General features: G+C 72.0%; 21 protein-coding genes. 11 read left to right on the top strand and 10 right to left on the bottom strand.

Going from position 1 to position 24818, the window contains the following annotated elements; translation table 11 throughout:
• Positions 1 to 125: 125 nt before the first annotated feature.
• The 3 genes from ABGB01_RS21975 to ABGB01_RS21965 form a co-directional block, all read right to left on the bottom strand.
• Entirely contained in the window at positions 126 to 362 is a 237-nt protein-coding gene (locus ABGB01_RS21975) for an exodeoxyribonuclease VII small subunit (RefSeq protein WP_132512172.1), read from the bottom strand.
• Between the two features lie 89 nt (positions 363 to 451).
• A complete protein-coding gene (locus ABGB01_RS21970) occupies positions 452 to 982 on the bottom strand; it encodes a DUF4245 domain-containing protein (RefSeq protein ID WP_347775409.1) in 531 nt (176 codons plus the stop codon).
• Between the two features lie 11 nt (positions 983 to 993).
• Positions 994 to 1602 carry a TetR/AcrR family transcriptional regulator gene (locus tag ABGB01_RS21965; RefSeq protein WP_347775408.1) on the bottom strand — a complete coding sequence of 203 codons (609 nt, stop codon included), beginning with the start codon at positions 1600 to 1602 and terminating at the stop codon, positions 994 to 996.
• Positions 1603 to 1831: 229 nt separating this feature from the next.
• Between ABGB01_RS21965 and glpX the strand changes: the two genes are divergently transcribed.
• On the top strand, positions 1832 to 2866 hold the full coding sequence (glpX, locus tag ABGB01_RS21960; RefSeq protein WP_347775407.1) for a class II fructose-bisphosphatase: 1035 nt from the start codon (positions 1832 to 1834) through the stop codon (positions 2864 to 2866).
• 30 nt (positions 2867 to 2896) lie between these two features.
• Here glpX and ABGB01_RS21955 read toward each other — a convergent pair whose 3' ends face one another.
• Positions 2897 to 3547 carry a DUF1707 domain-containing protein gene (locus ABGB01_RS21955; RefSeq protein WP_347775406.1) on the bottom strand — a complete coding sequence of 217 codons (651 nt, stop codon included), beginning with the start codon at positions 3545 to 3547 and terminating at the stop codon, positions 2897 to 2899.
• 215 nt (positions 3548 to 3762) lie between these two features.
• On the opposite strand from ABGB01_RS21955, the gene ABGB01_RS21950 reads away from it, so the two are divergent.
• Both ABGB01_RS21950 and ABGB01_RS21945 read left to right on the top strand, forming a co-directional pair.
• A complete protein-coding gene (locus tag ABGB01_RS21950; protein ID WP_347775405.1) occupies positions 3763 to 4449 on the top strand; it encodes a DUF998 domain-containing protein in 687 nt (228 codons plus the stop codon).
• Between the two features lie 25 nt (positions 4450 to 4474).
• Positions 4475 to 5656, top strand: coding sequence for an MFS transporter (locus ABGB01_RS21945; RefSeq protein WP_347775404.1), 1182 nt, complete (start codon positions 4475 to 4477; stop codon positions 5654 to 5656).
• On the opposite strand, the gene ABGB01_RS21940 is transcribed toward ABGB01_RS21945, so the two are convergent.
• Genes ABGB01_RS21940 through ABGB01_RS21930 form a run of 3 tightly spaced genes read right to left on the bottom strand, consistent with a single transcriptional unit; the run spans position 5626 to position 8830 of the window.
• Positions 5626 to 6432 carry a TIM barrel protein gene (locus tag ABGB01_RS21940; protein ID WP_347775403.1) on the bottom strand — a complete coding sequence of 269 codons (807 nt, stop codon included), beginning with the start codon at positions 6430 to 6432 and terminating at the stop codon, positions 5626 to 5628. The two genes, ABGB01_RS21945 and ABGB01_RS21940, sit on opposite strands and share 31 nt — an antisense overlap.
• Positions 6429 to 7367, bottom strand: a complete 939-nt coding sequence (locus tag ABGB01_RS21935) for a Gfo/Idh/MocA family oxidoreductase (protein ID WP_347775402.1) — start codon at positions 7365 to 7367, stop codon at positions 6429 to 6431. Before ABGB01_RS21935 ends, ABGB01_RS21940 begins: the two co-directional genes overlap by 4 nt.
• 50 nt (positions 7368 to 7417) lie before the next feature.
• On the bottom strand, positions 7418 to 8830 hold the full coding sequence (locus ABGB01_RS21930) for a PLP-dependent aminotransferase family protein (RefSeq protein ID WP_347775401.1): 1413 nt from the start codon (positions 8828 to 8830) through the stop codon (positions 7418 to 7420).
• 68 nt (positions 8831 to 8898) lie between these two features.
• Here ABGB01_RS21930 and ABGB01_RS21925 point away from each other — a divergent pair, with 68 nt between their 5' ends.
• Entirely contained in the window at positions 8899 to 9774 is an 876-nt protein-coding gene (locus tag ABGB01_RS21925) for a DMT family transporter (RefSeq protein ID WP_347775400.1), read from the top strand.
• A 51-nt stretch (positions 9775 to 9825) separates the two neighbouring features.
• Positions 9826 to 11478, top strand: a complete 1653-nt coding sequence (locus ABGB01_RS21920; RefSeq protein WP_347775399.1) for a fumarate hydratase — start codon at positions 9826 to 9828, stop codon at positions 11476 to 11478.
• Positions 11479 to 11618: 140 nt separating this feature from the next.
• Here the strand turns inward: ABGB01_RS21920 and ABGB01_RS21915 are convergent, their stop codons facing one another.
• Positions 11619 to 11807, bottom strand: a complete 189-nt coding sequence (locus ABGB01_RS21915) for a DUF5999 family protein (RefSeq protein ID WP_347775398.1) — start codon at positions 11805 to 11807, stop codon at positions 11619 to 11621.
• A gap of 812 nt (positions 11808 to 12619) precedes the next feature.
• On the opposite strand from ABGB01_RS21915, the gene ABGB01_RS21910 reads away from it, so the two are divergent.
• The 3 genes from ABGB01_RS21910 to ABGB01_RS21900 are packed head-to-tail and all read left to right on the top strand — an operon-like array spanning position 12620 to position 17527.
• Complete coding sequence (locus ABGB01_RS21910) at positions 12620 to 13729, top strand: serine/threonine-protein kinase (RefSeq protein WP_347775397.1); 1110 nt, start codon at positions 12620 to 12622, stop codon at positions 13727 to 13729.
• 35 nt (positions 13730 to 13764) lie between these two features.
• Complete coding sequence (locus ABGB01_RS21905; protein WP_347775396.1) at positions 13765 to 16092, top strand: serine/threonine-protein kinase; 2328 nt, start codon at positions 13765 to 13767, stop codon at positions 16090 to 16092.
• Positions 16093 to 16141: 49 nt separating this feature from the next.
• Positions 16142 to 17527, top strand: a complete 1386-nt coding sequence (locus ABGB01_RS21900) for a class II fumarate hydratase (RefSeq protein ID WP_347775395.1) — start codon at positions 16142 to 16144, stop codon at positions 17525 to 17527.
• Here the strand turns inward: ABGB01_RS21900 and trpD are convergent.
• The gene (trpD, locus tag ABGB01_RS21895; RefSeq protein ID WP_347775394.1) at positions 17524 to 18618 is read right to left on the bottom strand and encodes an anthranilate phosphoribosyltransferase; all 1095 of its coding nucleotides are present in this window, start codon (positions 18616 to 18618) and stop codon (positions 17524 to 17526) included. The two genes, ABGB01_RS21900 and trpD, sit on opposite strands and share 4 nt — an antisense overlap.
• Before the next feature lie 241 nt (positions 18619 to 18859).
• Between trpD and ABGB01_RS21890 the strand changes: the two genes are divergently transcribed.
• The 3 genes from ABGB01_RS21890 (at position 18860) to ABGB01_RS21880 (ending at position 22819) form a co-directional block, all read left to right on the top strand.
• The gene (locus ABGB01_RS21890) at positions 18860 to 19612 is read left to right on the top strand and encodes a 3-hydroxybutyrate dehydrogenase (protein WP_347775393.1); all 753 of its coding nucleotides are present in this window, start codon (positions 18860 to 18862) and stop codon (positions 19610 to 19612) included.
• Positions 19609 to 21468, top strand: a complete 1860-nt coding sequence (locus ABGB01_RS21885; protein WP_347775392.1) for a GAF domain-containing protein — start codon at positions 19609 to 19611, stop codon at positions 21466 to 21468. Before ABGB01_RS21890 ends, ABGB01_RS21885 begins: the two co-directional genes overlap by 4 nt.
• Before the next feature lie 64 nt (positions 21469 to 21532).
• Positions 21533 to 22819 (top strand): MFS transporter, encoded by a 1287-nt coding sequence (locus tag ABGB01_RS21880; RefSeq protein ID WP_347775391.1) that lies wholly within the window; start codon positions 21533 to 21535, stop codon positions 22817 to 22819.
• Here ABGB01_RS21880 and ABGB01_RS21875 read toward each other — a convergent pair.
• Positions 22809 to 24806: a glycosyltransferase family A protein gene (locus ABGB01_RS21875; RefSeq protein ID WP_347775390.1), complete on the bottom strand. Its 1998-nt coding sequence runs from the start codon at positions 24804 to 24806 to the stop codon at positions 22809 to 22811. The genes ABGB01_RS21880 and ABGB01_RS21875 overlap by 11 nt on opposite strands.
• Positions 24807 to 24818 lie beyond the last annotated feature (12 nt).

Raw genomic sequence — 24818 nt, 5'->3', positions numbered from 1 at the left:
GGGACCGGCCGCGGCAGGAACGGCTACGGACCCCGCCGCAGGCGGAAAGCGCCGGCCCGGCCGCACGAGCCTTACGGCGGTCGGGCACAAGGGGGGCGTCGCTCGCGTCGCTCGACGCGCGCGGGTCAGAACGGGGCGTCGCCCGCGTCGTCCGACGTGGGATCGGAGCGGCGGGCCATGGCCGCGGCGAGCTTGACCCGTGCCCCCTGCAGCCACTCCTCGCAGACGGCGGCCAGCTTCTCGCCCCGCTCCCAGAGCTCGATCGACTGCTCCAGGGTGAGCCCGCCGGTCTCCAGGCGGCGCACCACCTCGGTCAGCTCCTCGCGGGCCTGCTCATATGAGGGTGCCTTCTCGTCTGCCACGGCACCCACCCTAGACGCGACGGCGCGTGGCCGGGCGCAGGCGCGTACCCGTACGCGAGCGGCAGGGCATGCCCGGGCGGGGCGCGAGGTCAGCCCTGGGGGCGCTGCTGGAGGAGGGCGGCCAGCTCGGCCAGCTCGGGCCAGCCGGCGGTGCCGGTGATCACCAGGGTCACGTCGGGCAGGATCCGCACCAGGGTGCGCTGGTTCTTGTCCTCGCGGAAGCGGCGCTCCCACGTGACCCCGCCGATCTGCTGCGTGCCCACGGCCTTGTCGCTGTTGGCCATGCGGCTCGCGAACCCGGCGGGCGGCTTCTCGTCGCTCTGCGCGAACATCGCGTGCTCCCGCTCGGCGGTGGCGTAACCGAGGTAGAGGACCTTGGCGCCGCCCGTGCCCGCGGCGATCCGGTTGCTGTTGGGCACCCATCCGGCCGGGTCGTTCCGCGGCGCCCACACGCCGTAGGGCACCTCATGGCCGAAGTTGGCGACGGTGATGGAGTAGTCGACCCGCGGGATGTGCTCATCGCGGCTCTGCGGGGTGACCAGCAGGAACACCCCGGCTCCCACCACGCAGACCAGCAGGGCTACCGCGTAGCCGTAGAAACCTTCGGTGAACCGTCGCACACCTTGCGAGATTACCCGCTGGACGAGGCGGTCGCCGAAGTGGCCGGGCGGATCTGGCCGATGATGGCGAGGGCTTCCTCGGCCAGGCCGCGGTCGCCTGACCGTACGACCTCCGACACGGCCGCGGCCAGCGCCCCCGTGATCACCACGACCAGCGCGCCTTCGTCCTCGAACAGGGTGGCGTTGAGCTGGGCCCACTTGCGGAGCCGGTCGCGCATGATGACGTCGAAGCCGGGCGGGCCGTCGCCGCGCAGGAAGAGCGCGGCCAGCTCGCGCTCCTCCAGGCAGCCCTCCAGATAGGCGCGGGCGGCGCTGACGAACACGCGCATCGGGTCGGTCTCGCCGTCGGCGCGGGCCGCGCGGGCGGCCAGCTTGGTGCGCTGCGACAGCCCGGCCTGGAACTCCTCCCACAACGTGAGGTAGAGGTCGGCCTTGCCGGAGAAGTGGTGGTAGAGGCTGCCCACGCTGGCCTCCGCCTTGGCCACCACGTCGGTCACGCCCGCCTCCGCGAAGCCCTTGGAGACGAAGACCTCCCTGGCTGCGGCCAGCAGTGAGCTGCGTGTGGCCGCGCCCCGCTCGGACGTGCGCGACTGGGCCATCACGTTTTCCACATCGCTCATTCGGATCTCCTCCACGGCGAGGCGCCATCCTGCTCCACGGCGGAGGCGGGATCTCCAGCGCGGGACCCGTTCTCCGACAGGCAGGGCGACCAGTCGAAGCTTACCGAGGTCGCCTTCTCGCCGCTTCTGGGCAGAGAAGCAATGTCGACAGGGCAGATTATCCCGCCCTGAGCGGGAATATGGCGGCAACTACGATCGACATACAGGTTCCACGAGGAGGCCACGCATCATGTCCGACGAGACGTCCGTACCGGCCCAGCTCGCCACGGGCGAGCACGCCCCCGATCGCAACCTGGCGATGGAGCTCGTCCGGGTCACGGAGGCCGCCGCGATGGCGGCGGCCCGCTGGGTGGGCCGGGGAGACAAGAACGGCGCCGACGGCGCGGCGGTGAACGCCATGCGCCAGCTGATCAACACGGTGTCGATGAACGGCGTGGTGGTCATCGGCGAGGGCGAGAAGGACCACGCCCCGATGTTGTTCAACGGCGAGCAGGTCGGCGCCGGCAGCGGCCCCGCCTGCGACGTGGCCGTCGACCCCATCGACGGCACCAGGCTGACGGCGCTGGGCATGCCCGACGCGGTGTCGGTGATCGCGGTGAGCGAGCGCGGCTCGATGTACGACCCGTCGGCGGTGTTCTACATGGAGAAGCTGGTCACCGGGCCGGAGGCGGCCGGCGTGGTCGACATCGAGGCCCCCGTGTCCGCGAACATCAACGCGGTGGCCAAGGCCAAGCACTGCTCGCCGTCCGACGTGACCGTGGTGGTGCTCGACCGGCCCAGGCACGAGCGGCTGGTCAAGGAGATCAGGGAGACGGGCGCGCGGATCAAGTTCATCACCGACGGCGACGTGGCCGGCGCGATCATGGCGGCCCGTTCCGGTACGAACATCGACCTGATGCTGGGCATCGGCGGCACACCCGAGGGCATCGTGGCGGCGTGCGCGCTCAAGTGCCTGGGCGGCGTGATCCAGGGCCGGCTCTGGCCCCGCGACGACGCCGAGCGGAGCAAGGCGGTCGACGCCGGGCACGATCTCGGGCAGGTGCTCACCACCAACGATCTGGTCAGGTCGGACGACGTGTTCTTCGCGGCGACCGGCATCACGCACGGCGAGCTCATGCAGGGTGTGCGGTTCAGGGCCGGCTCGGCGGTGACGGAATCGCTGGTCATGCGCGGCCGGTCGGGGACGATCCGCAAGATCGAGAGCGAGCACCAGCTCTGGAAGCTGCGGGCGTACAGCGCGATCAACTTCGACACCGCGGGCTGAGGCGGCGGGCCCGGCGCCGACGGGGCGCGGTCAGCGGCGGCGCTTGCGGCGGGGTGGCTCCTTGACCTTGACCTCGCCGGCGAAGTTGGTCGTGCGCACCTCGACGACGGGCCCGCCCGGCTCGGTCGGCTGCTTGGTCAGCCGCACGGTCTTGTCCCTGGCGACCCTGATCACCTCGAGCCCTTCGGGGACGTGGATCTCCAGCCCGCCGAAGACGAGGGTCGCGTTAATGATGATCCGCCGGTTCTGCAGGATCGCGTCACGGAAGTCGAGCTTGGTCGTGCCGAACATGGCCGTCACGGCGACCTCGGCGGGCACCACCCAGCGCCCGCCGCGCTGCTCCTTCTTGAAGATGGCCGACACCGGACGGCCGTCGAGGTTGAGCGGCTGCTCCTCGGCGGGCAGCAGGTCGGCGGTGAGCGAGGCCAGCTCGCCGAGCGTGCGCGAGGAGTAGAGCACGCCGAGCCGTTCCTCCAGCTCCTCCAGGGAGAGCCGGCCGTCGGCGTGGGCGTCCTGGAGGACCTGGGCGATGCGCTCCCGGTCGGCGTCGGACGCGCGTAGCTCGTGCGGCTGCGGTGCGTCGCCGGACGCCGGCGGGTGGCGTGCCGACACCCACTCCTCGGCCAGCCGCTCTCCCACTTCCTGCAGCTTGGGCAACCACGATCCAGCGCGTTCGTTCACACTTCTGACGATATCTGGCCCTCGCCGGATGCGCTCGTCCCGAACCGGTCCGCGTCAGCCGATTCGCGCCGGGGAGGCGACGATCTCCTCGGCCAGGTCCTCGTTCGTCTCGGCGTGGCGGAAGGCAGCCTCCCGGGAGGAGCCGCGAGAAGTACACCCCGTGCGGAATCCGTGCGCGTCCCCGACCGTTGATCCGGCGTAGGAGGTGTGTGCGCGTGCATCAACCGGCGCGGTGGGGTCTCGGCGCGGCAGGCGCGGGCATTGCGGTCATCCTCGGCCTGGAGCTGTCCAGCCTCGACGAGATGAACCCGATCAGGCGGACCATCAGCGAGCACGGCCTGGGCCCCGGCGGCTGGATCTTCGGGTTCGCCGTGGGTCTGCTGGCGGCGGGGTCCGTGGGCATCGGGGTGTCGCTGGCGCGCAGGAAACTGGCGGGTGTTCTCGGCACCGTGGCGCTCATGGGGTGGAGCGTCGGCCTGTTCATGACGGCCTGGTTCGAGAAACACGACTGGTCGGTGGGGCCGAGCGTGAGCGGGAGCATCCACCGGGTGGGCAGTTTCTTGGCCTTCCTGTGCCTGCCGCTGGCGGTCGTGCTCATCACCGGGCCGTGGCGCCGCGTGCGGTCGCGGGCCACGCTGGTGGCGTTCGGGCTCGGGGTGTGCTCGGTGTTGTGGGTGGCGGGCATCGCCACGATGGTGTTCATCGGCACGCGCAGCGGCCTGCCGTGGTATCGGGTCATGCCTCTCGGGCTGGTGGAGCGCGGCCTGGCCGTCACGGAGGTGGCGGCGCTGCTGGCGCTCGGCGTGTGGGCGGCCACGCCGGGGAACCCGTCGCTGAAACCCGGTCTGCGTGCTGGCGGAACGGCTGGTTCTGCGGCTAACCTGACTCCGCCTCACGTTTGATCCACCCCCCGATCAGGAGGCCGCCGTGCCGTCCTCGCGTGATCGCCAGGCCCGGCTCGCCACGTACGTCGTCTACGCCGTGCAGGGCCTGTCGTTCGCCTCGCTCCTCATCCAGGTCGCCGCCCTGCAGGACAAGCACGAGCTCGACGAGGGCACGCTGACGCTCCTCCTGCTGATCGTTCCCGTCTTCGCGGGGGTCGGCAGCGTGGCGGCGGGCGCGTTCGCCGCCCGCCACGGCAGCAGGGTCCTGCTGCGGGTCGCCCAGCCGGTGGTGGCCGCCGCCGTGGTGCTGGCCGGGCTCGCGCCGAGCGTGCCGCTGCTGGTGCCGGTGCTGCTGGTGTTCGGCGTGGCCGTGGGCGCGGTCGACGCGGGGATCAACATGCAGGGCGTGGCGGTCGAGCGCAGGTACGGCGTCCAGGTGCTCAACGGCTTCCACTGCGTGTGGAGCGCGTTCGGCATGGCCGGAGCGTTATGGGCGTCGGTGGCCGCCGATCTCCCGCTGCCGCTCATCATGGCGATCCCGATGGTGTTCGCGCTGGCCGGCTCCCTCTACGCGGGCCGCGGCCTGTACGCGCCGGACGAGGAGAAGGTCGCGGCCGCCCCAGGGACCATCCCCGGCCGTTTCCCCTGGCGGCCGATCGTCCCCCTCTGCCTGGCCATGGGCTTCCTGTACGTCGGCGACGCCGCCGTGTCCAACTTCAACACCGTGTTCATGAAGGACGTGCTGGCGGCGGGCCCGCGCGTGATCCCGCTGGCCTACGTGGCCTACCAGGCGACCACGCTGGCCGTCAGGCTCGGCGGCGACCTCGCCGTCCGCAGGTACGGCCCCGCCGCCATCGTCAGGATCGGCGGCGTGATCGCCACTGCCGGCTTCCTCGGCGTCGTCCTGGCCCCGAACCAGCCGCTCGGCATCGCGGCGTTCGGGTTGACCGGGGTGGGGTTGTCGGTGGTGGCGCCGCAGTCGTTCTCGGCGGCCGGCCGGCTCGACCCGTCGGGCACCGGGGTCGCCATCGCCAGGGTGAACCTCTTCAACTACGTCGGCTTCATCGTGGGCGCGGCCCTGGTGGGCGGCATCGCGGACGCCGCGGACATGCGGGTGGCGTTCGCCGCGCCGCTGGTGCTGGCCGCCGCGATCATCGTGCTCGCGCCCGGATTCGAGCCAAGGAGCCGCACCGGTCAGCCCGCGCCCATCACCCCGTTGAGGTAGGCGAGGCTCCGCCGCACGTCCTCGATCGGCCGGTCGTCAGGGCCGGACAGGATGACGTCCTGCTCCATGACGTACCAGCCGTCGTAGCCGCTCCTGGTCAGGCCGGTGATGATGGCCTCGATGTCCACGTCGCCCTGGCCGAGCGGGCGGTAGACGCCCTCGCGCACCGCCCGCGTGTAGGGCAGCGTCCCGGCGGCGACCTGGGCGGCGAGGCGGGCGTCGACGTCCTTGAGATGCACGTGCGCGATCCGCGACGCGGCCGCCTCGACCAGGGCGGCCGGGTCGGTGCCGCCGACCAGCAGGTGGCCGGTGTCCAGGCAGAGCGGCACCGAGCTGCCCTCGAGCACCCGCTCGACCTCGGCCCGGGTCTCGACCATGGTGCCCACGTGCGGGTGCAGGACCGATCGAGGGCCGAGCGCGGCGACGATCCGGTCGAGGTTGCCCAGCAGCGTGGCCCAGCCGGCGGCGTCGAGCTCGGGGCGCGTGTCGTAGCCGTCGTCGCCCGTGGCGGCGGCCAGCACGAGCAGCCCGTCCTCCGGCAGACCCGGAAGGGGGTCGTGGCCCGGGTCGTGGAGCACGACGGGCACGAAGGCGCCGGCCAGGCGCAGGCCGTACCGCTCGATGAGACCGGGTGTCAGGAAACCCTGAGGGCCCAGCTCGGTCGCGGTGAGGCCGAGCTCGCGCATCTCGGACAACACCCGGTCGGGCGGAAGTTGGTGGCCCCAGCCGGGGACCTCGCACACGCCCCACGAGATGGGGGCTCCCGCGAGCTTCATCGCCGCGCCTCCGCCACGTCGACGGGACGGCCTTCGCGCAGCGACAGGTCGGCGGCCTCGGCGACGTACAGGGCCTCCAGCGCGTCCTCGATCGAGCAGAGGCCCTGGCCGCCGCGGAGGAAGCAGTCGATCTCGTCGCGGTACGCGGTCGCGAAGCGGGTCACGAAGTCGGGCCAGGGATCGTCCGGTTCCCGCTTGTCCTCGGTCGTGTGGAGCGGGGCGCGCGGGCCGAGCCCGATCGCCTGGGTGCGGCGGGTGCCCGCGAGTTCCATGCGCACGTCGTACCCGCCGCCGTTGTAGCGCGAGCCCTGCAGGGTGGCCAGCGTGCCGTCGTCCAGCGTGAGCAGCGCGGCGCTGGTGTCCACGTCGCCCGCCTCGGCGAAGAACGCGGCGCCCCGGTTGGCGCCTCGCGCGTAGACGGACACCACCTCGCGGCCGGTCACCCAGCGCAGGGCGTCGAAGTCGTGGACGTGGCAGTCGCGGAAGATGCCCCCGGACAGCGGGACGTACGCGGCGGGCGGCGGCGCGGGGTCGGCCGTGACCAGGTGGATTCGGTGCAGGTCGCCCAGCTCGCCGTCGCGCACGGCCCGCGCGGCGGCCGCGTACCCGGGGTCGAACCGGCGCTGGAACCCGACGTGCACCCGGTTGCCCGCGCGGGCCTCCAGCACCTTGACGGTTTCGCCCACCGTGCCCGCGACCGGTTTCTCGCAGAGCACCGGGATGCCGAGTGCGCAGGCTCGGACGATCAGCTCGGCGTGGGTGCTGGTCGGGGTGGCGATGACCACGGCGTCCGACTCGAAGGGGTCTCCCGGCCTGCCGTACGGGGACGTCCGCACGGGATCGGCCACGATCAGCTCGTCCACCAGCGGATGGGCGGCCATGGTCGCGGCGTGGAAGGCCCCGATCCGACCCAGCCCGAACAGTCCCACACGCATGAACGTCTCCCATCCCCGCCGGAGCCTTCGCCCAGGCGGATATGAAACCTTTAATCCATAGCATGTCCTGACATTCTTACTTTTAAGCCTTGGACGGCCTCGGCGGCCTTGTGACCGGGCAGCCGCGCGAACCCCACCACCACCGCCGGTCTCCCGGGCGTCCGGCGCATCGGCCCCACAGGCTCGGCGAACAACCCCAGCTCCCGCGCCACCCGCGCCGTCCGCGGCTCGTCCCAGCCGTCCGGCAGCTCCAGGTAGACGTGCAGGCCCGCGTCGATGCCCTTGACGCTGATCTCGGGAAGCTCGCGGGCCAGCGCCCTGACCAGGGCGTCCCTGCGGCGGCGGTATTCCCTGCGCATGCGGCGCAGGTGCTTGTCGTAGCCGCCGGTGCGCAGGAAGTGCGCCAGCGCGTACTGCTCGATGACCGGCGAGCCCAGGTCGAGCTCGCCCCTGGCCCGGCGCACGTCCTCGGCCAGGCCGGGCGGCGCGGCCACCCAGCCCAGGCGCAGGCCGGGCGCGAGCGCCTTGCTGACGCTGCCCGACAGGACCACGCGGTCGGGCGCCAGGCCCTGCAGGCAGCCGACGGGGTCGCGGTCGAAGCGGAACTCGGCGTCGTAGTCGTCCTCAAGGATCACCCGGTCGCCCACGTGGACCCACTCCATCAGCGCGGCCCTGCGGGACGGGGAGAGCACCACGCCGGTCGGGAACTGGTGGGCCGGCGTCACCAGCACCGCGTCGCCGCTCAATCTGTGCACGTCGAGGCCCTCCTCGTCCACGGGCACCGGGACGAGGTGCGCTCCCGCTCTCCTGAGCAGGGGCGCCTGGCGGTGGCTCGTCGGGTCCTCCACGGCGAGCCGGAGCGCGCGCCGCCGGGACAGCACGTGGAGCACGAGACTCAGCCCCTGCGCCACGCCGCCGACGATGATGAGGTTCTCCGGGCGCGCGTCCGCCGCCCTGACCCTCCTGAGGTAGCCGGCCAGCTCTTCCCGCAGCTCAGGAACGCCGCCAGGGTCCCCGTAGTCGAGGGCGTCCGAGGGTACGGTGGCCAGGACGTGCCTGACGGCCGCGAGCCAGCCTTCACGGGGGAAGTGGCCGAGGTCGGGAGAGGTGGGACGGTGACCGTAGTACGGCGCGCACCCGGGGGTGTCCGAGGCGGGCCGCACCGGCGTGGGCCGCTCCCGCGCCGCGGCGCGCTGCCTCGGCGCGGCCCTGGCGGGGGGCACGGGGGTGACCCGGGTGCCGACACCCACCCTGGAGACCAGGAAACCCTCGGCGACGAGTTGCTCGTACGCCTCCACCACCACGCCCCTGGAGACCTGGAGGTCGGTGGCGAGCTCGCGGGTCGCGGGCAGGCGGGTGCCGGGGGCGAGCCGGCCGCTCCTGACGGCGTCGCGCAGCTCGGAGGCGATCTGACCAGCGATCCCACCTTTGTCGCGATTTATCTGGATGTGGAGGTCGGCCATATTGGTCCTGTCATCCGGCGGGACATTGGACTGTTTTCCCGAACCATCGTGCTCCTAGCATCCCGCACATGAGACAGGGAATCGTCCGCGCGGCCTCGGCCATGTTCCTGCTCGGGACGCTGGCGGGCGTCTCCGGGCTCATCGGCGGCTACCCCATCTACGGCGGACAGGCCGTGCGCTACCTCGTGGCCGCCGTCATCTTGCTCGCCATCACACGGGTGCTCGGCCTGCGCTTCGTCCGCCTGACGCTGCGCGAGGCCCTGTGCCTCGCCGGGCTCACCCTGTTCGGCCTGGTCATCTTCAACGTCTGCGTGATCGAGTCCACCAACGCGTCAGGGCCCGCGCTGGTCGGCACCATCCTCGGCACCGTGCCGCTCTGGCTCGCGCTGGCCGGCGGGCGGCCCGCGCCACGGGTGCTCATCGGAGCATGCGTGGTGGTGGCAGGGGCGACCCTGGCCACCGGCCTCGGCAGCGGCAACCTGCCCGGCCTGCTCTGGGCACTGGGCGCGCTCGTGGGCGAGGTGTGCTTCTCCCTGCTGGCCATCCCCCTGCTGCCGAAGCTGGGGGCGATCAGGGTGTCGGCCTACTCGACGGCGCTCGCGGTGCCCATGCTGGCCCTGGTCGGGCTGGCGTACGAAGGGCCCGGCATGGTGCGGACGCCGACCGTGGCCGAAGGGCTGGGATTGGCCTACCTGGCGCTCGTGGTGACCGTCGGAGCCTTCTTCCTCTGGTATTCCGCGCTGTCCCGGCTGGGCCCCGGGCTGGCCGGGCTGTTCGCCGGGCTCATCCCGGTGGGCGCGATCGTCACGGGGGCGGTGCTCGGGATCGCGATGCCGACGGCGTACGACCTGCTCGGCGCCGGCCTGGTGATCGCGGGCATCACGCTCGGCCTCACCGCGGTGCGGTCGCGGACGCGAGCGCGGGCAGCCGTCTCCGAGGCGTGACCTCCGGCGGCTCGGTCACCCGTTAACCTCTTGGTGACCGAAAGGATGGACATGGGCGAGTTCGACTACACCGACCTGCTGCCGCTGGGAGCCGATGAGACCGGATATCGGCTGATCACCACGGAGGGGGTGCGGAAGGTCGAGGCGGCCGGACGTACGTTCCTCGAGGTCGAGCCGGAGGCGCTGCGGCTGCTGACCGAGACGGCGATCCACGACATCTCCCATTTCCTGCGAGCCTCCCACCTCGCCCAGCTGCGCAAGATCGTCGATGACCCCGAGTCCAGCGGCAACGACCGCTTCGTCGCGCTCGACCTGCTGAAGAACGCCTCCATCTCGGCCGGCGGCGTGCTCCCCATGTGCCAGGACACCGGCACCGCGATCGTCATGGGCAAGCGCGGCCGCCACGTGCTGACCGACGGGCGCGACGCCGAGCACGTCTCGCGGGGCGTCTACGACGCCTACACCCGGCTCAACCTGCGTTACTCCCAGATGGCTCCGCTGAGCATGTGGGAGGAGAAGAACACCGGCGACAACCTGCCCGCCCAGATCGAGCTGTACGCCGAGGACCCCCACGGCCACCCCGACGAGTACAAACTGCTGTTCATGGCCAAGGGCGGCGGCTCGGCCAACAAGTCGTTCCTGTACCAGGAGACCAAGGCCGTGCTCAACGAGAAGCGCATGCTGGCCTTCCTCGAGGAGAAGATCCGCTCGCTGGGCACGGCCGCCTGCCCTCCGTACCATCTGGCGATCGTCGTCGGCGGCACGTCCGCCGAATACGCGCTCAAGACCGCCAAATACGCCAGCGCCCGCTACCTCGACTCGATCCCCACCGAGGGTTCGCCGTCCGGGCACGGTTTCCGGGACCTCGAGATGGAGGCCAAGGTCTTCGAGCTCACCCAGAAGCTGGGCATCGGGGCGCAGTTCGGCGGCAAATACTTCTGCCACGACGTGCGCGTCATCCGCCTGCCGAGACACGGCGCCTCCTGCCCGGTGGCCATCGCCGTGTCCTGCTCCGCCGACCGGCAGGCGCTGGCCAAGATCACGCCGGAGGGCGTCTTCCTGGAGCAGTTGGAGACCGACCCGGCACGGTTCCTGCCGGAGACGACCGACGAGCACCTCTCGGACGACGTGGTCCAGGTCGACCTCAACCGGCCCATGCCCGAGATTCTCGCCCAGCTGACGAAATTTCCGGTCAAGACGCGGCTTTCCCTCACCGGACCGCTCGTGGTCGCCCGCGACATCGCCCACGCCAAGATCGCCGAACTGCTCGACAACGGCGGCGAGATGCCGGAATACCTCAAGAACCACGCCGTCTACTACGCCGGGCCGGCCAAGACCCCCGACGGTTACGCCTCCGGCTCGTTCGGGCCGACGACGGCCGGGCGCATGGACTCGTACGTCGGGCGTTTCCAGGCGGCCGGCGGGTCGATGGTGATGCTGGCCAAGGGCAACCGGTCCAAGCAGGTCACCGAGGCGTGCGAGCAGCACGGCGGCTTCTATCTCGGCTCCATCGGCGGCCCCGCGGCCAGGCTGGCGCAGGACTGCATCAAGAAGGTCGAACTGCTCGAATATCCCGAGCTCGGGATGGAGGCCGTGTGGAAGATCGAGGTGGTCGACTTCCCCGCGTTCATCGTCGTGGACGACAAGGGCGACGACTTCTTCACCGACAGGACGGGCCCGGTCCTGTCGATCGGCCGCCGCTGACGGCGGCGAGGGGTCCCGCGAGGGAGGTCGCCGGCGGGCGGATGCCGGCGACCGCGGCGCGCCGGCCGCCGGGGGGTTGAGGAGCCGCGGTCAGGCGCCGGCGGGTGCTTGGCGCGGCGGCTCCGGCCGGAGGTGGGCGGTCACGCGGCCACCGGTGACCGGTGCGGTGCCACGACGGAGCCGTCGGGCAGCAGCAGGCCGGTGTCGTCGAACAGCACGACGCCGTTGCAGAGCAGGCTCCACCCCTGGTCAGGGTGGGAAGCGATCACGTGCGACGCCTCACGGTCGGGCGAGTCGGCACTGGGGCAAACGGGGTGGTGACTGCACATCGCGCACCTCTCAGATAGCGCTCCTGGTCGTGGTTTCAATAGGGCAGCAGGCGCCCGGACGGCGTGCGAAGGTCCAGGCCGGCTCTGGCCGGCTTCTTCGGCCGGCGGCGAACCAGCGTCCGGCGCATCTTCATCACGTCCTTCAACGATCTGGCATCGGTGGGAGGACTTCGGCCCATGCCCCCAGTGTGACGCTCGGCACCGACATTTCCGGTGGCCCAGGACTTAGCCCTCCCTCATGGCTTTACCATGCCCCCGACCGCTTTCGGCACCCTTACAACCCGCTGACGGCGCCCCCTAGACGCCCGTAAGCGAGCGAGTCGAGCGACCGACATTCCCTCCAAGACATCATCCGCCGATATCGGCGACGAGAGTGTGCCGATGGGCACACTTGCCCGGCGAGCTGCGAAAACGCGCTTCCGACGGCGCACGATCTCGTCGGTGAGCACCGCTCGCCGACGCTCCGAGCAGGCGACGACCGCAGGGCGACTGCGCGGCATCATGTTCACCGGCTCGGCCCGGCAGCCGGCGCTGCCGGTTCGTAACGGTGCGGAAGCGGACTCGGCGGAGAGTCACGCTGCCCGACGCGGACCGGGCTTCGACGCCATCGACGGCGAGGAACTGCAAGCTCGGTCGTTCACTCACGGCGGACCGACTATCGGAACGTGCACGTCGAGAAACTGTGGGCCTCATCAACGGCGTGGCCACGAGGTTTGCCGACGTGACGAGTCAGGCGACTTGACTTAACTTCGCAACATTTTATCGGCCACGCCTCTACTGGTCGGTTTACACAAATAGGTAAGCTGCCAGGCATGCGTGCGCCCTCCGGTTACCTACTCGCCGCGCGCTACCGGCTCATGGAGCCGGTTGGTCGCGGCGGCATGGGCACCGTTTGGCGGGCACATGACGAGTTGCTCGACCGCGACGTGGCGGTGAAGGAAGTACGCCTGCCCACCGTGCTCGACGAGGAGTTGCGCGCCGAGTTGTGCGCCCGCACGGAGCGCGAGGGCAGGGCGACCGCGATGGTCACCCACCCCTCGGTCATCACCGTGTTCGACGTGGTCACCGAGGACGACCGGCCATGGATCGTGATGGAACTGCTCCGGGCCAGGTCTCTGGAGCAGCTCATCCAGGAGCACGGGCCGCTCCCCCCGCGCAGGGCCGCCGAGATCGGCCGGCAGATCCTCGGCGCGCTGCGCGCGGTGCACGCGAAAGGCATCCTCCACCGCGACGTCAAGCCGAGCAACGTGCTCGTGACCGAGGACCGCGCGGTGCTCACCGACTTCGGCCTGGCCGCACTCGAAGGTGACGTTTCCATTACCCAGGCGGGCATCGTGCTGGGGTCCGCCGGTTACATCGCACCGGAGCGGGTGCTCGGCTCGAAATCCAGCCCCGCGGGCGATCTGTGGTCGCTCGGGGCGACCCTCTACACCGCCGTCGAGGGCAGGGGCCTGCACGGCCGCCGTACGGCCGCCGCCGCGCTCGCGGCGCTGACCAGCGGCGAGCCGATCCCGATGAGCAAGGCCGGCCCGCTGGCCCCCGTGCTCGACGCGCTCCTGCGGATCGACCCGCAGACCAGGCTCGACTCCGTGCGCGCCTCGCTGATGCTGGCCAGGGTGGCCGCGGGAGGCTCGGCGGAGGAGCCGCTGACCCCGCGCAAGCCCAGATCCGCACGCCCGGTGCAGGCCCTCACGCCGCCGTCTTTCACACGCAGGCCCGCGCATCGCGGGCTGCACCGCGCCGAGACCCAGACCGTCACCGTGCCCGCGCCGAGGCAGGAACGCAAACCCGGCGAGGGTGTGCACAGGAAGCGCGTTGAAGCGGGGCCGTCGCCGTCGGCTTATGCCCGTTTGAAAGCGACGGTGATAAAGTTGTGCCTTCCTCGACGGTTCTGGCCAAGAGAACTTCGCAAGCGAGGGTAAAGCACTTCCCAAGCGAGAATCGATATCTTCTTCTCATGCCGGAACAGCAGACACGCCTGCTCGCGGAGCGCTACGAGCTCATCACCCCGCTCGGCCGGGGCACCATGGGCACCGTGTGGCGCGCACGCGACCGCGCGCTCGGGCGCGAGGTGGCGGTCAAGGAGATCCGCCAGGACCCGGTGCTCACCGAAGAACAACGGACGGAGCTGCGCGAACGCATGGTCCGCGAGGGCCGCATCGCCTCCCGGATCAACCACCCGTCCGTGGCCTCCATCCACGACGTGATCATCCACGACGACAGCCCGTGGATCATCATGGAGCTCATCGAGGCCCGCTCGCTGGAGCAGGTGATCGACGAGGAGGGTCCGCTGCCGCCCCGGCTCGTGGCCGAGATCGGCGTCGATCTGCTCGGCGCACTGCGCGCCGCGCACGCCCAGGGCATCACCCACCGCGACGTCAAGCCCGCCAACGTGCTCATCACCGAGAGCGGGCGCGTCGTGCTGACCGACTTCGGCATCGCCAAGGCCGAGGGCGACTCCCGGCTCACGAAGACGGGCATGGTGATCGGCTCCCCCGGCTACACCGCCCCCGAACGTGCCAGGGGCGACTACACCGGGCCCGAGTCCGACATCTGGGCGCTCGGGGCCACGCTCTACTTCGCGGTCGAGGGGCGGCCGGCGTACGAACGGTCCACGGTCGCTGAGACGCTGGCGGCGCTGCTCACCGAGAGCGCCGACCCTCCCACACAGGCGGGGCGGCTCCGTCCCGTGCTGAACGGGCTGCTGCACAAGGACTATCGGCAGCGTCTCGGCGCTGCCAAGGCGGAGACCCTGCTGCGCATGGTCGCCGACACCCCCACGAGCGAGATGCCGGTGCTCACGGCCGAGGCTCTTAAGGCGCAGGAGGCCGCTTTGCCCGATCCGTTCACTGCCCAGAAGACCCCCGCCGACCAGGCGCCCGGACCTGGCGGCCAGGGTGCCGGCCCGGGCGGGCGCGGGCCCGGATCCGCGCCTGGCGGGCCGGGAGCGCCGCAGGGCCAGGGCGGCCCTGGACAGAATCCTGGAGGTCACGGGCAGGGTCCCGGAGGTCATGGGCAGGGTCCCGGAGGTCATGGGCAGCGTCCCGCGGGGCCCGGGCAAGCTCCTGGAGGGCCCGCGCAGGGTCCTGGAGGTCATGGGCAGGGACTTGGGGGATCCGGGCAGGGTCCCGGAGGGCCCGCGTACGGGCCGGGCGGTCCGGCGCCGCGGGGGGCGTTCAGCGGTCCGAGTGCGGGCGGCGGACCGGGGCAGGGCCACTCCGGCCCGTCCACGCCGGGTCCGAACGCTTTCAGCGCACCCGGTCCGGGGCAAGGCGCGCCGGGCCCACAGGGCGCCTTCGGCGGCCCAGGACACGAGCAGGGCCGGTCGGGGCAAGGACCAGGTGGGACCGGGCAAGGACCGGGCGGACCTGGGGCACCTGGGCAGGGCCCGGGTGCCACAAACCCGATGGGCGGCAGGCCGGCACCGGACGCGGGCGGCGGGCCCGGCGGGCAAGGCGGGCCCGGCGGAAGGCAGGGCCCTGGCGGGCAAGGAAACGGCCCCGGCCCCGGCGCCCATGGACACGGCGGGCAAGGGCCCGGAGCGCAGGGACCCGGCGGGCAAGGACCTGGGGGTCACGGGCCCGGGAACCAGGGTCCGGGCGGGCAGGGGAACGGGCCCGGCGGGCAAGGGCCCGGGAACCAAGGACCCGGCGGGCAGGGGTCCGGAAACCAGGGGCCCGGCGGGCACGGGCCCGGGAACCAGGGGCCCGGCGGGCAAGGGGCCGGTGGGCAGGGGCCTGGGCCGTATGGGGCCGGAGGGCCGGTGCGGAGTTCCAACGCGCCCACCGTTCCGCAGAGCATCGGGCGCCCGCCACAGGCCGAGCAGCACTTCGGTGCGCCGGGAACCACCGCGGGCGGCGCCGGGCCGCAGGGCGGTGCGCCCGGGACCGCGTCCCCCGAGCCGGGGTTCGATCCGGAGCGTACGGTCAGCATCTCGCGGCCCAAAGGCCCCTTCCCAGCGAGTCCCGAGCAGGGCACGCCGCCACAGGGGCAGGGTGACGAGGGCGCGTTCATGACCACGCGCATCCCGAAGGGCGGGTCGCCGGGCCAGCAGGTCTACCCGCCGACGGACCAGGAGCCCGGCTCGCGGCAGCAGCCACCGGTGCCGCAGGGCGGGGGATCCAGAGGAGGGCAGGGCGGGCTGGGCACCGACCTGTTCGCCATCGCCGGACAGCCGGAGCAGCGGCCCGAGGGCAACCGCAACGGCATGCTGGTGCTCATGGCGGTCGCCGCCGCCGCGGCCGTGGTGATCGCCATCCTGATCGTGGCCCTCATCTCGGGCTGAACGCGGGGCACTTCCCGGCGGGCCCGGATGCGTGGGTCAGACTGAAGTCATGAGCGAGTTCAGGATCGAACATGACTCGATGGGCGAGGTTCGCGTGCCCGCGGGAGCACGGTGGCGCGCGCAGACCCAGCGGGCGGTGGAGAATTTCCCGGTTTCCGGGCGGCCGATCGAGCCGTCCCACATCGCCGCGCTGGCCCTGATCAAGGCCGTGGCGGCGGAGGTCAACGGCGAGCTCGGCGTGATCGAGAAGGACATGGCGGAGGCGATCGCGCAGGCCGCCGCCGACGTGGCCGAGAACGAGCACGACGCCCACTTCCCGATCGACGTCTTCCAGACCGGCTCGGGCACCTCGTCCAACATGAACGCCAACGAGGTGATCGCGACGCTCGCCGAAGAGCGGCTGGGCCGACCTGTGCACCCGAACGACCACGTGAACGCCTCCCAGTCGTCCAACGACGTCTTCCCCACGTCGATCCACGTGGCGGCGGCGACCGAGGTGACCTACCACCTGCTGCCCTCGCTGCGGCATCTGGCGGAGGCGCTGCGGGCGAAGGCGATCGAGTTCGAGGGCGTGGTGAAGTCGGGGCGCACCCATCTGATGGACGCGACCCCGGTGACGCTGGGCCAGGAGTTCGGGGGCTACGCCACGCAGATCGAGCACGGTGTCGTACGCGTCACCGCGGCGCTCGAGCACGTGCTGGAGCTGCCTCTGGGCGGCACCGCCGTGGGCACGGGCATCAACACGCCGCCGGGGTTCGCCCAGGCGGCGATCGAGAAGCTGCGCGAGGCGACCGGCATCCCCTTCCTCGAGGCGCGGGACCATTTCGAGGCCCAGAGCGCGCAGGACTCGATCGTCGAGCTGTCGGGGCAGCTCAAGGTGGTCGCCGTCTCGCTGAACAAGATCGCCAACGATCTCCGCTGGATGGGGTCCGGCCCGCGCGCCGGGCTCGGCGAGATCAACCTGCCCGACCTGCAGCCCGGCTCGTCCATCATGCCGGGCAAGGTCAACCCGGTCATCCCCGAGGCCGCGGGCATGGTGGCGGCGCAGGTCATCGGCAACGACGCGGCGATCACGTTCGCCGGCGCGTCGGGGAACTTCGAGCTGAACGTGCAGCTGCCGGTCATCGCCCGCAACGTGCTGGAGTCGGTCAGGTTGCTGGGCAACGTCTCGCGGCTGCTCGCCGACCGCTGCGTGTCCGGCATCACGGCGAACGTGGAGCGCCTGCGCGAGTACGCCGAGTCGTCCCCGTCGATCGTCACCCCTCTGAACCGGTACGTCGGTTACGAGGAGGCGGCCAAGATCGCCAAGCAGGCGCTGGTGGAGCGGAAGACGATCCGCGAGGTCGTCATCGAGCGCGGCCACGTGGCCGACGGCACCCTGACGGAGGAGCAGCTGGACGCCGCGCTCGACGTTCTGTCGATGACCCGTCCCTAGGACGGCCGCGCCTGCTGCGTGGCCTGCGCCCAGCGGGTGAGCAGGGCCGCGGCGGCGCCGGAGTCGACGGCGTCGGCGGCTCGCTTGCGGGCGGCGGCGAGGGCGGCGGTGAGCTCGGCGGCCGGCGGCACCCCGTCGGCGGCCACCACGGCGGCGGCCGCGTTGAGCAGCACGACGTCTCGTACGGGGCCCGGCTCTCCCGCGAGGACGGCGCGGGCCACGGCCGCGTTGTGCCGGGCGTCGCCGCCGCGCAGGTCGTCAGGGCGAGCCCGCGGGATCGACAGGTCGGCGGGGTCGAAGGCGGTCCGCGTCACCGTGCCGCGCCGTACGACCCAGATCGTCGAGGCGCCGCACGTGGTGAGCTCGTCGAGCCCGTCGTCGCCGCGGAAGACGAGGGAGGAGCCGCCGCGTTCGGCCAGGACGCCCGCGATGACCGGCGCCATCGCCGGGTGGAAGACGCCGACCGCCTGCGCGGCGGGCAGCGCGGGGTTGGTGAGCGGGGCCAGGAAGTTGAAGACCGTCGGCACGCCCAGCTCGCGGCGCGGTCCGGAGGTGCGTTTCAGCGCCGGGTTGAACGCCGGCGCGAAGCAGAACGTGATGCCCACCTCCTCCGCGATCGCGACCACGGCGCCGGGCGGCAGGTCGACGACCACGCCGAGCTCTTCCAGGACGTCCGCGGCGCCGGCCATGGAGGAGGCGGCCCGCCCTCCGTGCTTGACCATCTTCGCGCCCGCGGCGGCGGCCACGACGGCGGCCATGGTGGAGATGTTGACGGTGTTGGCGCGGTCGCCGCCGGTGCCGACGAGGTCGACGGGATCGCCGGACACCCTGATGGCGGCCGATCGCGACAACATGCCGTCGGCCAGCCCTGACACCTCCGCCACGCTCTCGCCCTTGGCCCGCAGCGCCACGGCGAACGCGGCGATCTGCGCGTCCGTGGCCGCGCCCGACATGATCTGGTCCATGGCCCACGCGGCCTGGCGCGAGGTGAGCGACACGCCGTCGAGCAGCATGGTGAGCAGCTGCGGCCAGGTGGTGGTCCCAGTCGTCGGCTGCGTGGTGGCGGGGCCCCGCGTTGTGGTGCCGGTCATGGTGAGCGTCCCTTTTCGTCAGTGCTCGACGGGGGCTCGTGCGACATGACTACGGCCGCCTCGTCGAGGCGGCCGTGTGCGTATGCGCTGGAAGGTCCGCCTAGGAGGCGGGCCACCACAGGAACGAATACGCGATCATGCAATCCAATCTAGCAGACCCCGTCGGCCACATAAGACGACGCAGTTCTATGTCTCCTGCACCCATGCGCCTGCGCGCGGCGAGCGCCTAAAGTCAAGGGATATGGCGAAAGAGCTGACGGGGCGGACCGCGCTGGTCACGGGTGGGGGCGGCGGCATCGGGGCGGCCTGTGCCCGGCGGCTGGCCGCGGCGGGAGCCAGGGTGCTGGTCGTCGATCTGCGGGCCGAGCCCGCCGAGGAGGTCGCCGACGAGATCGGCGGCGTGGCCGTCGTGGCCGATCTGAGCGAGCCCGGCTTCGTGGCGGCGCTGCCTGACGAGCCCATCGACATCGTGGTCAACAACGCGGGGTTCCAGCACGTCGCGCCGGTCGAGGAGTTCCCGCCCGAGGTGTTCTCGGCGATGCTCAGGGTCATGGTCGAGGCGCCGTTCCTCATCGCGCGCGAGGTGCTGCCCGGCATGTACGCCAGGGGCTGGGGCCGGTTCGTGAACATCTCGTCGGTCCACGGGCTGCGGGCCTCCCCGTACAAATCGGCCTACACCGTGGCCAAGCACGGGCTGGAGGGCTTCTCCAAGGTGGTCGCGCTCGAAGGGGCTGCCCATGGGGTGACCTCGACGTGCGTCTGCCCCGCCTACGTCCGCACCGGGCTGGTCGAGGCGCAGATCGCCGACCAGGCCAGGGTGCACGGCATCGCGCCGGACGAGGTGGTGACGGACATCATGCTCCAGCCGGCCGCGATCAAGCGGCTGATCGAGCCGGAGGAGGTGGCCGAGTTGGTCGCCTACCTGTGCGGGCCCGGCGGGGCGTTCATCACCGGCGTGTCGCTCCCTGTGGACGGCGGCTGGACGGCCAGGTGACCGGCGCCACCTTCCTCGAACTGCTGGCCAGGGAGGCGTCGGCGGTCGAGTTCGAGGGTCCGATCATCGCGGCCAGGGCCGCGGGCGCGGACCCGGCCACGATCGAGGAGCTGGAACAGGCCAAGGTCGAGGCGCTGAAGGTGCGCGACCTGCTGAAGAGGCGCGCCAGGCGGGAGGCCGAGCTGTCGGCGCTGTACGACACGGCCGGCGACCTGGCCGCGCTGCGCGACCTCGACGCCGTGCTCGAGGCCATCGTGCACCGGGCGAGGCAGTTGCTGGCCACCGACATCGCGTACATGACGCTGCACGACCCCGAGCGGGGCGACACGTACATGCGGGTCACCGACGGGTCGATCTCCGCGAAGTTCCGTGCGCTGCGGCTGGCCATGGGGTCGGGGCTGGGCGGCCTGGTGGCGCAGACGGCGGTCCCGTACTCGACGGCCGACTATTTCGCCGACGCGAGGTTCCGGCACAAGGACGACATCGACGAGGCCGTCACGGAGGAGGGCCTGGTCGCGATCCTGGGCGTGCCGCTGCGGCTGGGGCAGCGGGTGATCGGCGTGCTGATGGCGGCCAACCGCAGCGCGCGGCCGTTCCACCAGGAGGAGGTGTCGCTGCTGGCCAGCCTGGCGGCGCACGCCGCGGTCGCGATCGACAACGCCAGGCTGCTGCAGGAGACGAGGAACGCGCTGGAGGAGCTCTCCCACGCCCACCGGACGGCGAGGGCGCACGGCGAGGCCGTGGAGCGGGCCGCGCTGGCGCACGACAGGATGACCTCGCTGGTGCTGCGCGGCGGCGGGATCGAGGACGTCGCGGCGGTGGTGACCGACGTGCTCGGCGGCTCGCTGGCGGTGCTGGACGACCTGGGCCGGGCGCTCACGGGCGACGTCGGGGAGCTCGACCAGGAGGTGTTCGAGGCGGCGCAGGCGTCCAGGGCGCTGGGCCGTACCGTGCGCAGGGGCGACCTGCTGATCGCGTCGGTCGACGTCGGCGGGGAGCCGCTGTGCACGCTGGTCCTGCGCAGCGACGACGCCGACGAGCGCATCCTGGAGCGGGCGGCGCTCGTGTGCGCGCTGCTGCTGCTGTTCCGCCGGAGCGTGGCGGAGGCCGAGGGGCGGGTCAGGGGCGAGTTGCTCGACGACCTGATCGCGCGGCCCGGCTCCCCCGGGCTGGCCGACCGGGCGCACCGGCTCGGCGTCGATCTCAGCGCGCCGCACGTCGTCGTGGTGGCCAGGCACGCGGGGCAGCGCGAACGGGCCGCGTTCTGGGCGTCGTCGCAGGCCACGATGTGGCACGGGCTGGCCGCCGGGCGCGGCGACGAGGTCGTGCTGCTGCTGCCGGGCGCCGACGCGGGCGGCGCCGCGCAACGGGTGGCCGCCGAGCTGAGCGCCTCCCTGCAGAGCCCGGCCACGGCGGGCGCGTCCGGCATGCCGGGTGAGGGCGGGCGGCCGCCCCGGGCTCAGCACGTCGCCAGGGCCTACCAGGAGGCGCGGCGGTGCGCGGAGGCGCTCATCGCGCTCGGCCGGGCGGGCGACGGCGCGAGCGCGGCCGAGCTGGGTTTCGTCGGCCTGCTCGTCGGCGACGGCCGTGACGTGCGCGGTTTCGTGGACGCGACGCTCGGCGCGGTGATCGAGTACGACGCCCGCAGGGGCACCGCGCTCGTCGACACGTTGTCCGCCTACTTCGGCTCGGGCGGGTCACCGTCGCGTACGGCCGAGGCCATGCACATCCACGTCAACACCGTCACGCAGCGCCTCGACCGGGTCGGGAAGCTGCTCGGCGAGGGCTGGATGGCGCCGGAGCGCGCGCTCGAGATCCAGCTCGCGCTCCGCTTGCACCGGCTCGGCCACACATAGGCCACGCAGACTGTAGGCTCCGACGCCATATGAGTGACGCCGGTCACTCCCTACCGTGACCGGCATGGCCACTTCCATCAAGAAGGTCGTCGCCGCGAGCCTGGTCGGCACCACCATCGAGTGGTACGACTTCTTCCTCTACGGCTCGGCAGCCGCCCTCGTGTTCAATCAGCTGTTCTTCCCCGGCTCCGATCCACTGACCGGTACCCTGCTGGCGTTCCTCACCTATGCCGTCGGGTTCGTCGCCCGCCCGCTCGGCGGCCTGGTCTTCGGCCACTTCGGCGACCGGCTGGGCCGCAAGACGCTGCTGGTCGTCAGCCTGCTGATGATGGGCACGGCGACGTTCCTGATCGGCTGCCTGCCGACGTACGAGACCCTCGGCCCGGCCGCGGCGCTGCTGCTGACGGGGCTGCGCCTGGTGCAGGGCTTCGCGCTCGGCGGCGAGTGGGGCGGCGCGGTGCTGATCGTCTCCGAGCACGGTGACAACAAGCGGCGCGGCTTCTGGGCCTCCTGGCCGCAGGCCGGCGCCCCCGGCGGCAACCTGCTGGCCACCGGCGTGCTGGCGGCGCTGGCCGCCTGGCAGTCGGACGAGGCGTTCCTGTCGTGGGGCTGGCGGGTGCCGTTCCTGCTGTCGGGCGCGCTAGTGCTGGTCGGGTTGTGGATCCGGCTGTCGATCAGCGAGTCGCCGGTGTTCCAGCAGGCCGAGCCGGAGGAACGCGCGCCGATCGTGGGCGTGCTCCGCCACCACTGGAAGGACGTGATCGTCGCCATCGGCGCCCGCCTGGCGGAGAACATCTCCTTCTACCTCCTGACCGTCTTCGTCATCACGTACGCCAAGCAGATGCAGATCGACAACTCCACGGTGCTGACCGCGGTGCTGGTCGCCTCGGCCATCCACTTCGTGACGATCCCGATGTGGGGCGCGTTGTCCGACCGCGTCGGCCGCCGCCCCACCTACCTCGCGGGCGCCGCCGGGATCGGGGTGTGGATCTTCGCGTTCTTCCCGCTCGTGGACACGGGCAACTTCCTGGCGATCACCCTCGCCGTCTCCGTCGGCCTGCTCTTCCACGGCATGATGTACGGCCCGCAGGCGGCGTTCTTCTCGGAGCTGTTCGCCACGAGGACGCGCTACACCGGCGTGTCCATCGGGGCGCAGCTGTCGGCGATCGTGGCCGGCGCGCTGGCGCCGATCATCGCGGTCGCGCTGCTGCGAGAGTACGCGAGCAGCGTGCCGATCTCGGCCTACCTCGGCCTGGCGGCGGTGCTCACCCTCGTCTCCGTCTACGCCGCGCGCGAGACCCGGGGCAGCGACCTGGCCGAGCCCAGGCCGCAGGGCAGGGTCACTCCTTGAGGTACCGGTGGCCGCCCGCGCGCGCCAGCCGCACCATGTGGCGCGCGCCGGGCAGCCGCCGGCCGATCCGGTGCAGCAGGGTGTCGCGGCCCATGGGCGAGCGGCGCTCGGGGTCGGCCGCGGCGGCCGGGCGCACCTCGACCCGGCCCCTGCGCATCTCCAGCGCGAACCTGAGCCCGAACTCCCCGTCCGACGAGCGCAGCGACGACAACCAGGTGCCGGGGCCGAAGTGGTCGTCTTCCGGCATGATCCGCTTGACCGGCACCTTGGCCACGAGCTGCCCGGCGATCCTGCCCGGCACGCCGGCTTCGACCAGCGCGGGAGCGCACACCTCGCGGGCACGCCGCCCGCTGCTGCGCAACACCAGCTCCAGCGGCGGCCCTCCGCTGGGCGGCACGTACGGCACCGGCAGCACGACGTACAGGTGGCCGTCGAGGTGCTTGACCGTCACGCCAGGGGACACGAGCGCGATCGACTCCGAGAACGAACGCGGCTCGATGACCAGGCCCAGCTCACCCTGATCGGTCCAGCACGGCACCACGAGCCGCATCCTGGGCCGCTGGGCCAGCACGCCCAGGCAGTTGAGCGGCCCTTCGGCGCGGCTGACGCGGCTCCTGGCCTGGTTGGCGCCGCCGAGCATGCGTACGTGCACCTCCCACTGCCCCGGCGTGAGCGGCTCGCCGAGCGCGGCGCTGGTGACGTCGAGCCTGGCCTCGCCCTTGATCTGCACGCGGAAGCGGCGGCGGCCGTCCTGGACGCGCTCCACGTGCTGGGCCAGCGGCAGGAAGTGCACGAGCCCCGTTTCGGTGTGCCGGACGTAGACCTCGATGCGCGCCCGCTCGACCGCCTCGGTGACGTCGGTGACGCTCTCCGGCAGGCGCCTGGTGTCGATCGAGCGCGGCGGGATCCAGTGCAGGCGGTCGCCGTCGGCACGGTACCTGTCGGGTGTTCCGTCGCCGCCGTGCACCTCCACGGTCAGCCCGAGCACCAGGACGTGGGCGTCCCAGCGCACCTCGGTCAGGTCGGAGCGCAGGCCCGCCCGCCTGGTGGAGTTGGACAGGAGCACGATCTGGTCCAGGCGTCCCGTGCGCACGTACGCGGCCACCACGCGCATCTGAACGGGCAGGTAGGTGTCGAGCCGCTCGGGGAAGCGCTGGAACACCAGCTCCTGGACCACCCGGAAGTGCATGCCGCGGTCGACGGATGAGTCGGCGAACTTGCTGGTCAGCAGCGGGCGCAGGACGACGGAGCGGAACCAGTGGGCGTACATGCGCTCGCGCTGGCGGCCCTCGCCGACGTAGGTGTCGAGGTCGTCGAGCAGCGCGTTCAGCTCCCTCACGATCGCCCGCGGCTCGTCCTCGGCGACGGGGCGCGGGCCGAGGTGGCAGCACACGTGCTCGGCCAGCACGGCGATGGACTTGGCGTGCAGGTATGCCCGCATCACGAACGCCTGCTCTCCCATCAGCCCGCCGGGCACGGGGAAGCCGAGCTCGTGCTGCTCCAGGAAGGTGCGCCGGTAGAGCTGCTGCGGCAGGAGCACGGTGAGCAGCTTGTCGCGCAGGATGTCGGCGCGGGCGGTGCTGCGCTCGAAGGCGGCCATCGGCGGCCCGTAGTCGCGGACCAGCCGGCCGATCAGCACGTCGGCGTCGGTCTCCATCGCGCGGTCGTGCATGCGGGCGATCGCGTCACGTTCGAGGCGGTCACCCTGGTCGAGAAAGTAGACGTAGTCGCCGGTGGCGGCGGCCAGGCCGACGTTGCGGCCGCGCATCGGCGTGCCCGTGTGCGGCAGGTGCAGCGTACGCACGTTGGGGCGGGCCGAGGCGATGGTGTCCAGTCGTTCCCCGATGCCATCGGATGATCCGTCGTCGACGAAGATCACTTCGTAGTCGTCCGCGGGCATCGTCTGCTCCAGCGCGGAGCGGATGCACGCGTCGGCGGTGTCACCCGGATTGCAGACAACGACGATCACACTGACCTTCACACCCATGCGGCCAGCGTG

It is taken from the genome of Nonomuraea sp. B5E05, assembly GCF_039880665.1.
Taxonomy (GTDB): domain Bacteria; phylum Actinomycetota; class Actinomycetes; order Streptosporangiales; family Streptosporangiaceae; genus Nonomuraea.
This window is presented reverse-complemented; position numbering and strand designations above follow the sequence as displayed.

What these genes read in the sequence shown, in the direction of transcription:
- ABGB01_RS21965 (WP_347775408.1), bottom strand. Translation starts at nt 1,602, where the DNA reads ATGAGCGATGTGGAAAACGTGATGGCCCAGTCGCGCACGTCCGAGCGG.
- glpX (WP_347775407.1), top strand. Translation starts at nt 1,832, where the DNA reads ATGTCCGACGAGACGTCCGTACCGGCCCAGCTCGCCACGGGCGAGCAC.
- ABGB01_RS21940 (WP_347775403.1), bottom strand. Translation starts at nt 6,432, where the DNA reads ATGAAGCTCGCGGGAGCCCCCATCTCGTGGGGCGTGTGCGAGGTCCCC.
- ABGB01_RS21935 (WP_347775402.1), bottom strand. Translation starts at nt 7,367, where the DNA reads ATGCGTGTGGGACTGTTCGGGCTGGGTCGGATCGGGGCCTTCCACGCC.
- ABGB01_RS21930 (WP_347775401.1), bottom strand. Translation starts at nt 8,830, where the DNA reads ATGGCCGACCTCCACATCCAGATAAATCGCGACAAAGGTGGGATCGCT.
- ABGB01_RS21925 (WP_347775400.1), top strand. Translation starts at nt 8,899, where the DNA reads ATGAGACAGGGAATCGTCCGCGCGGCCTCGGCCATGTTCCTGCTCGGG.
- ABGB01_RS21920 (WP_347775399.1), top strand. Translation starts at nt 9,826, where the DNA reads ATGGGCGAGTTCGACTACACCGACCTGCTGCCGCTGGGAGCCGATGAG.
- ABGB01_RS21915 (WP_347775398.1), bottom strand. Translation starts at nt 11,807, where the DNA reads ATGTGCAGTCACCACCCCGTTTGCCCCAGTGCCGACTCGCCCGACCGT.
- ABGB01_RS21910 (WP_347775397.1), top strand. Translation starts at nt 12,620, where the DNA reads ATGCGTGCGCCCTCCGGTTACCTACTCGCCGCGCGCTACCGGCTCATG.
- ABGB01_RS21905 (WP_347775396.1), top strand. Translation starts at nt 13,765, where the DNA reads ATGCCGGAACAGCAGACACGCCTGCTCGCGGAGCGCTACGAGCTCATC.
- ABGB01_RS21900 (WP_347775395.1), top strand. Translation starts at nt 16,142, where the DNA reads ATGAGCGAGTTCAGGATCGAACATGACTCGATGGGCGAGGTTCGCGTG.
- trpD (WP_347775394.1), bottom strand. Translation starts at nt 18,618, where the DNA reads ATGACCGGCACCACAACGCGGGGCCCCGCCACCACGCAGCCGACGACT.
- ABGB01_RS21890 (WP_347775393.1), top strand. Translation starts at nt 18,860, where the DNA reads ATGGCGAAAGAGCTGACGGGGCGGACCGCGCTGGTCACGGGTGGGGGC.
- ABGB01_RS21880 (WP_347775391.1), top strand. Translation starts at nt 21,533, where the DNA reads ATGGCCACTTCCATCAAGAAGGTCGTCGCCGCGAGCCTGGTCGGCACC.
- ABGB01_RS21875 (WP_347775390.1), bottom strand. Translation starts at nt 24,806, where the DNA reads ATGGGTGTGAAGGTCAGTGTGATCGTCGTTGTCTGCAATCCGGGTGAC.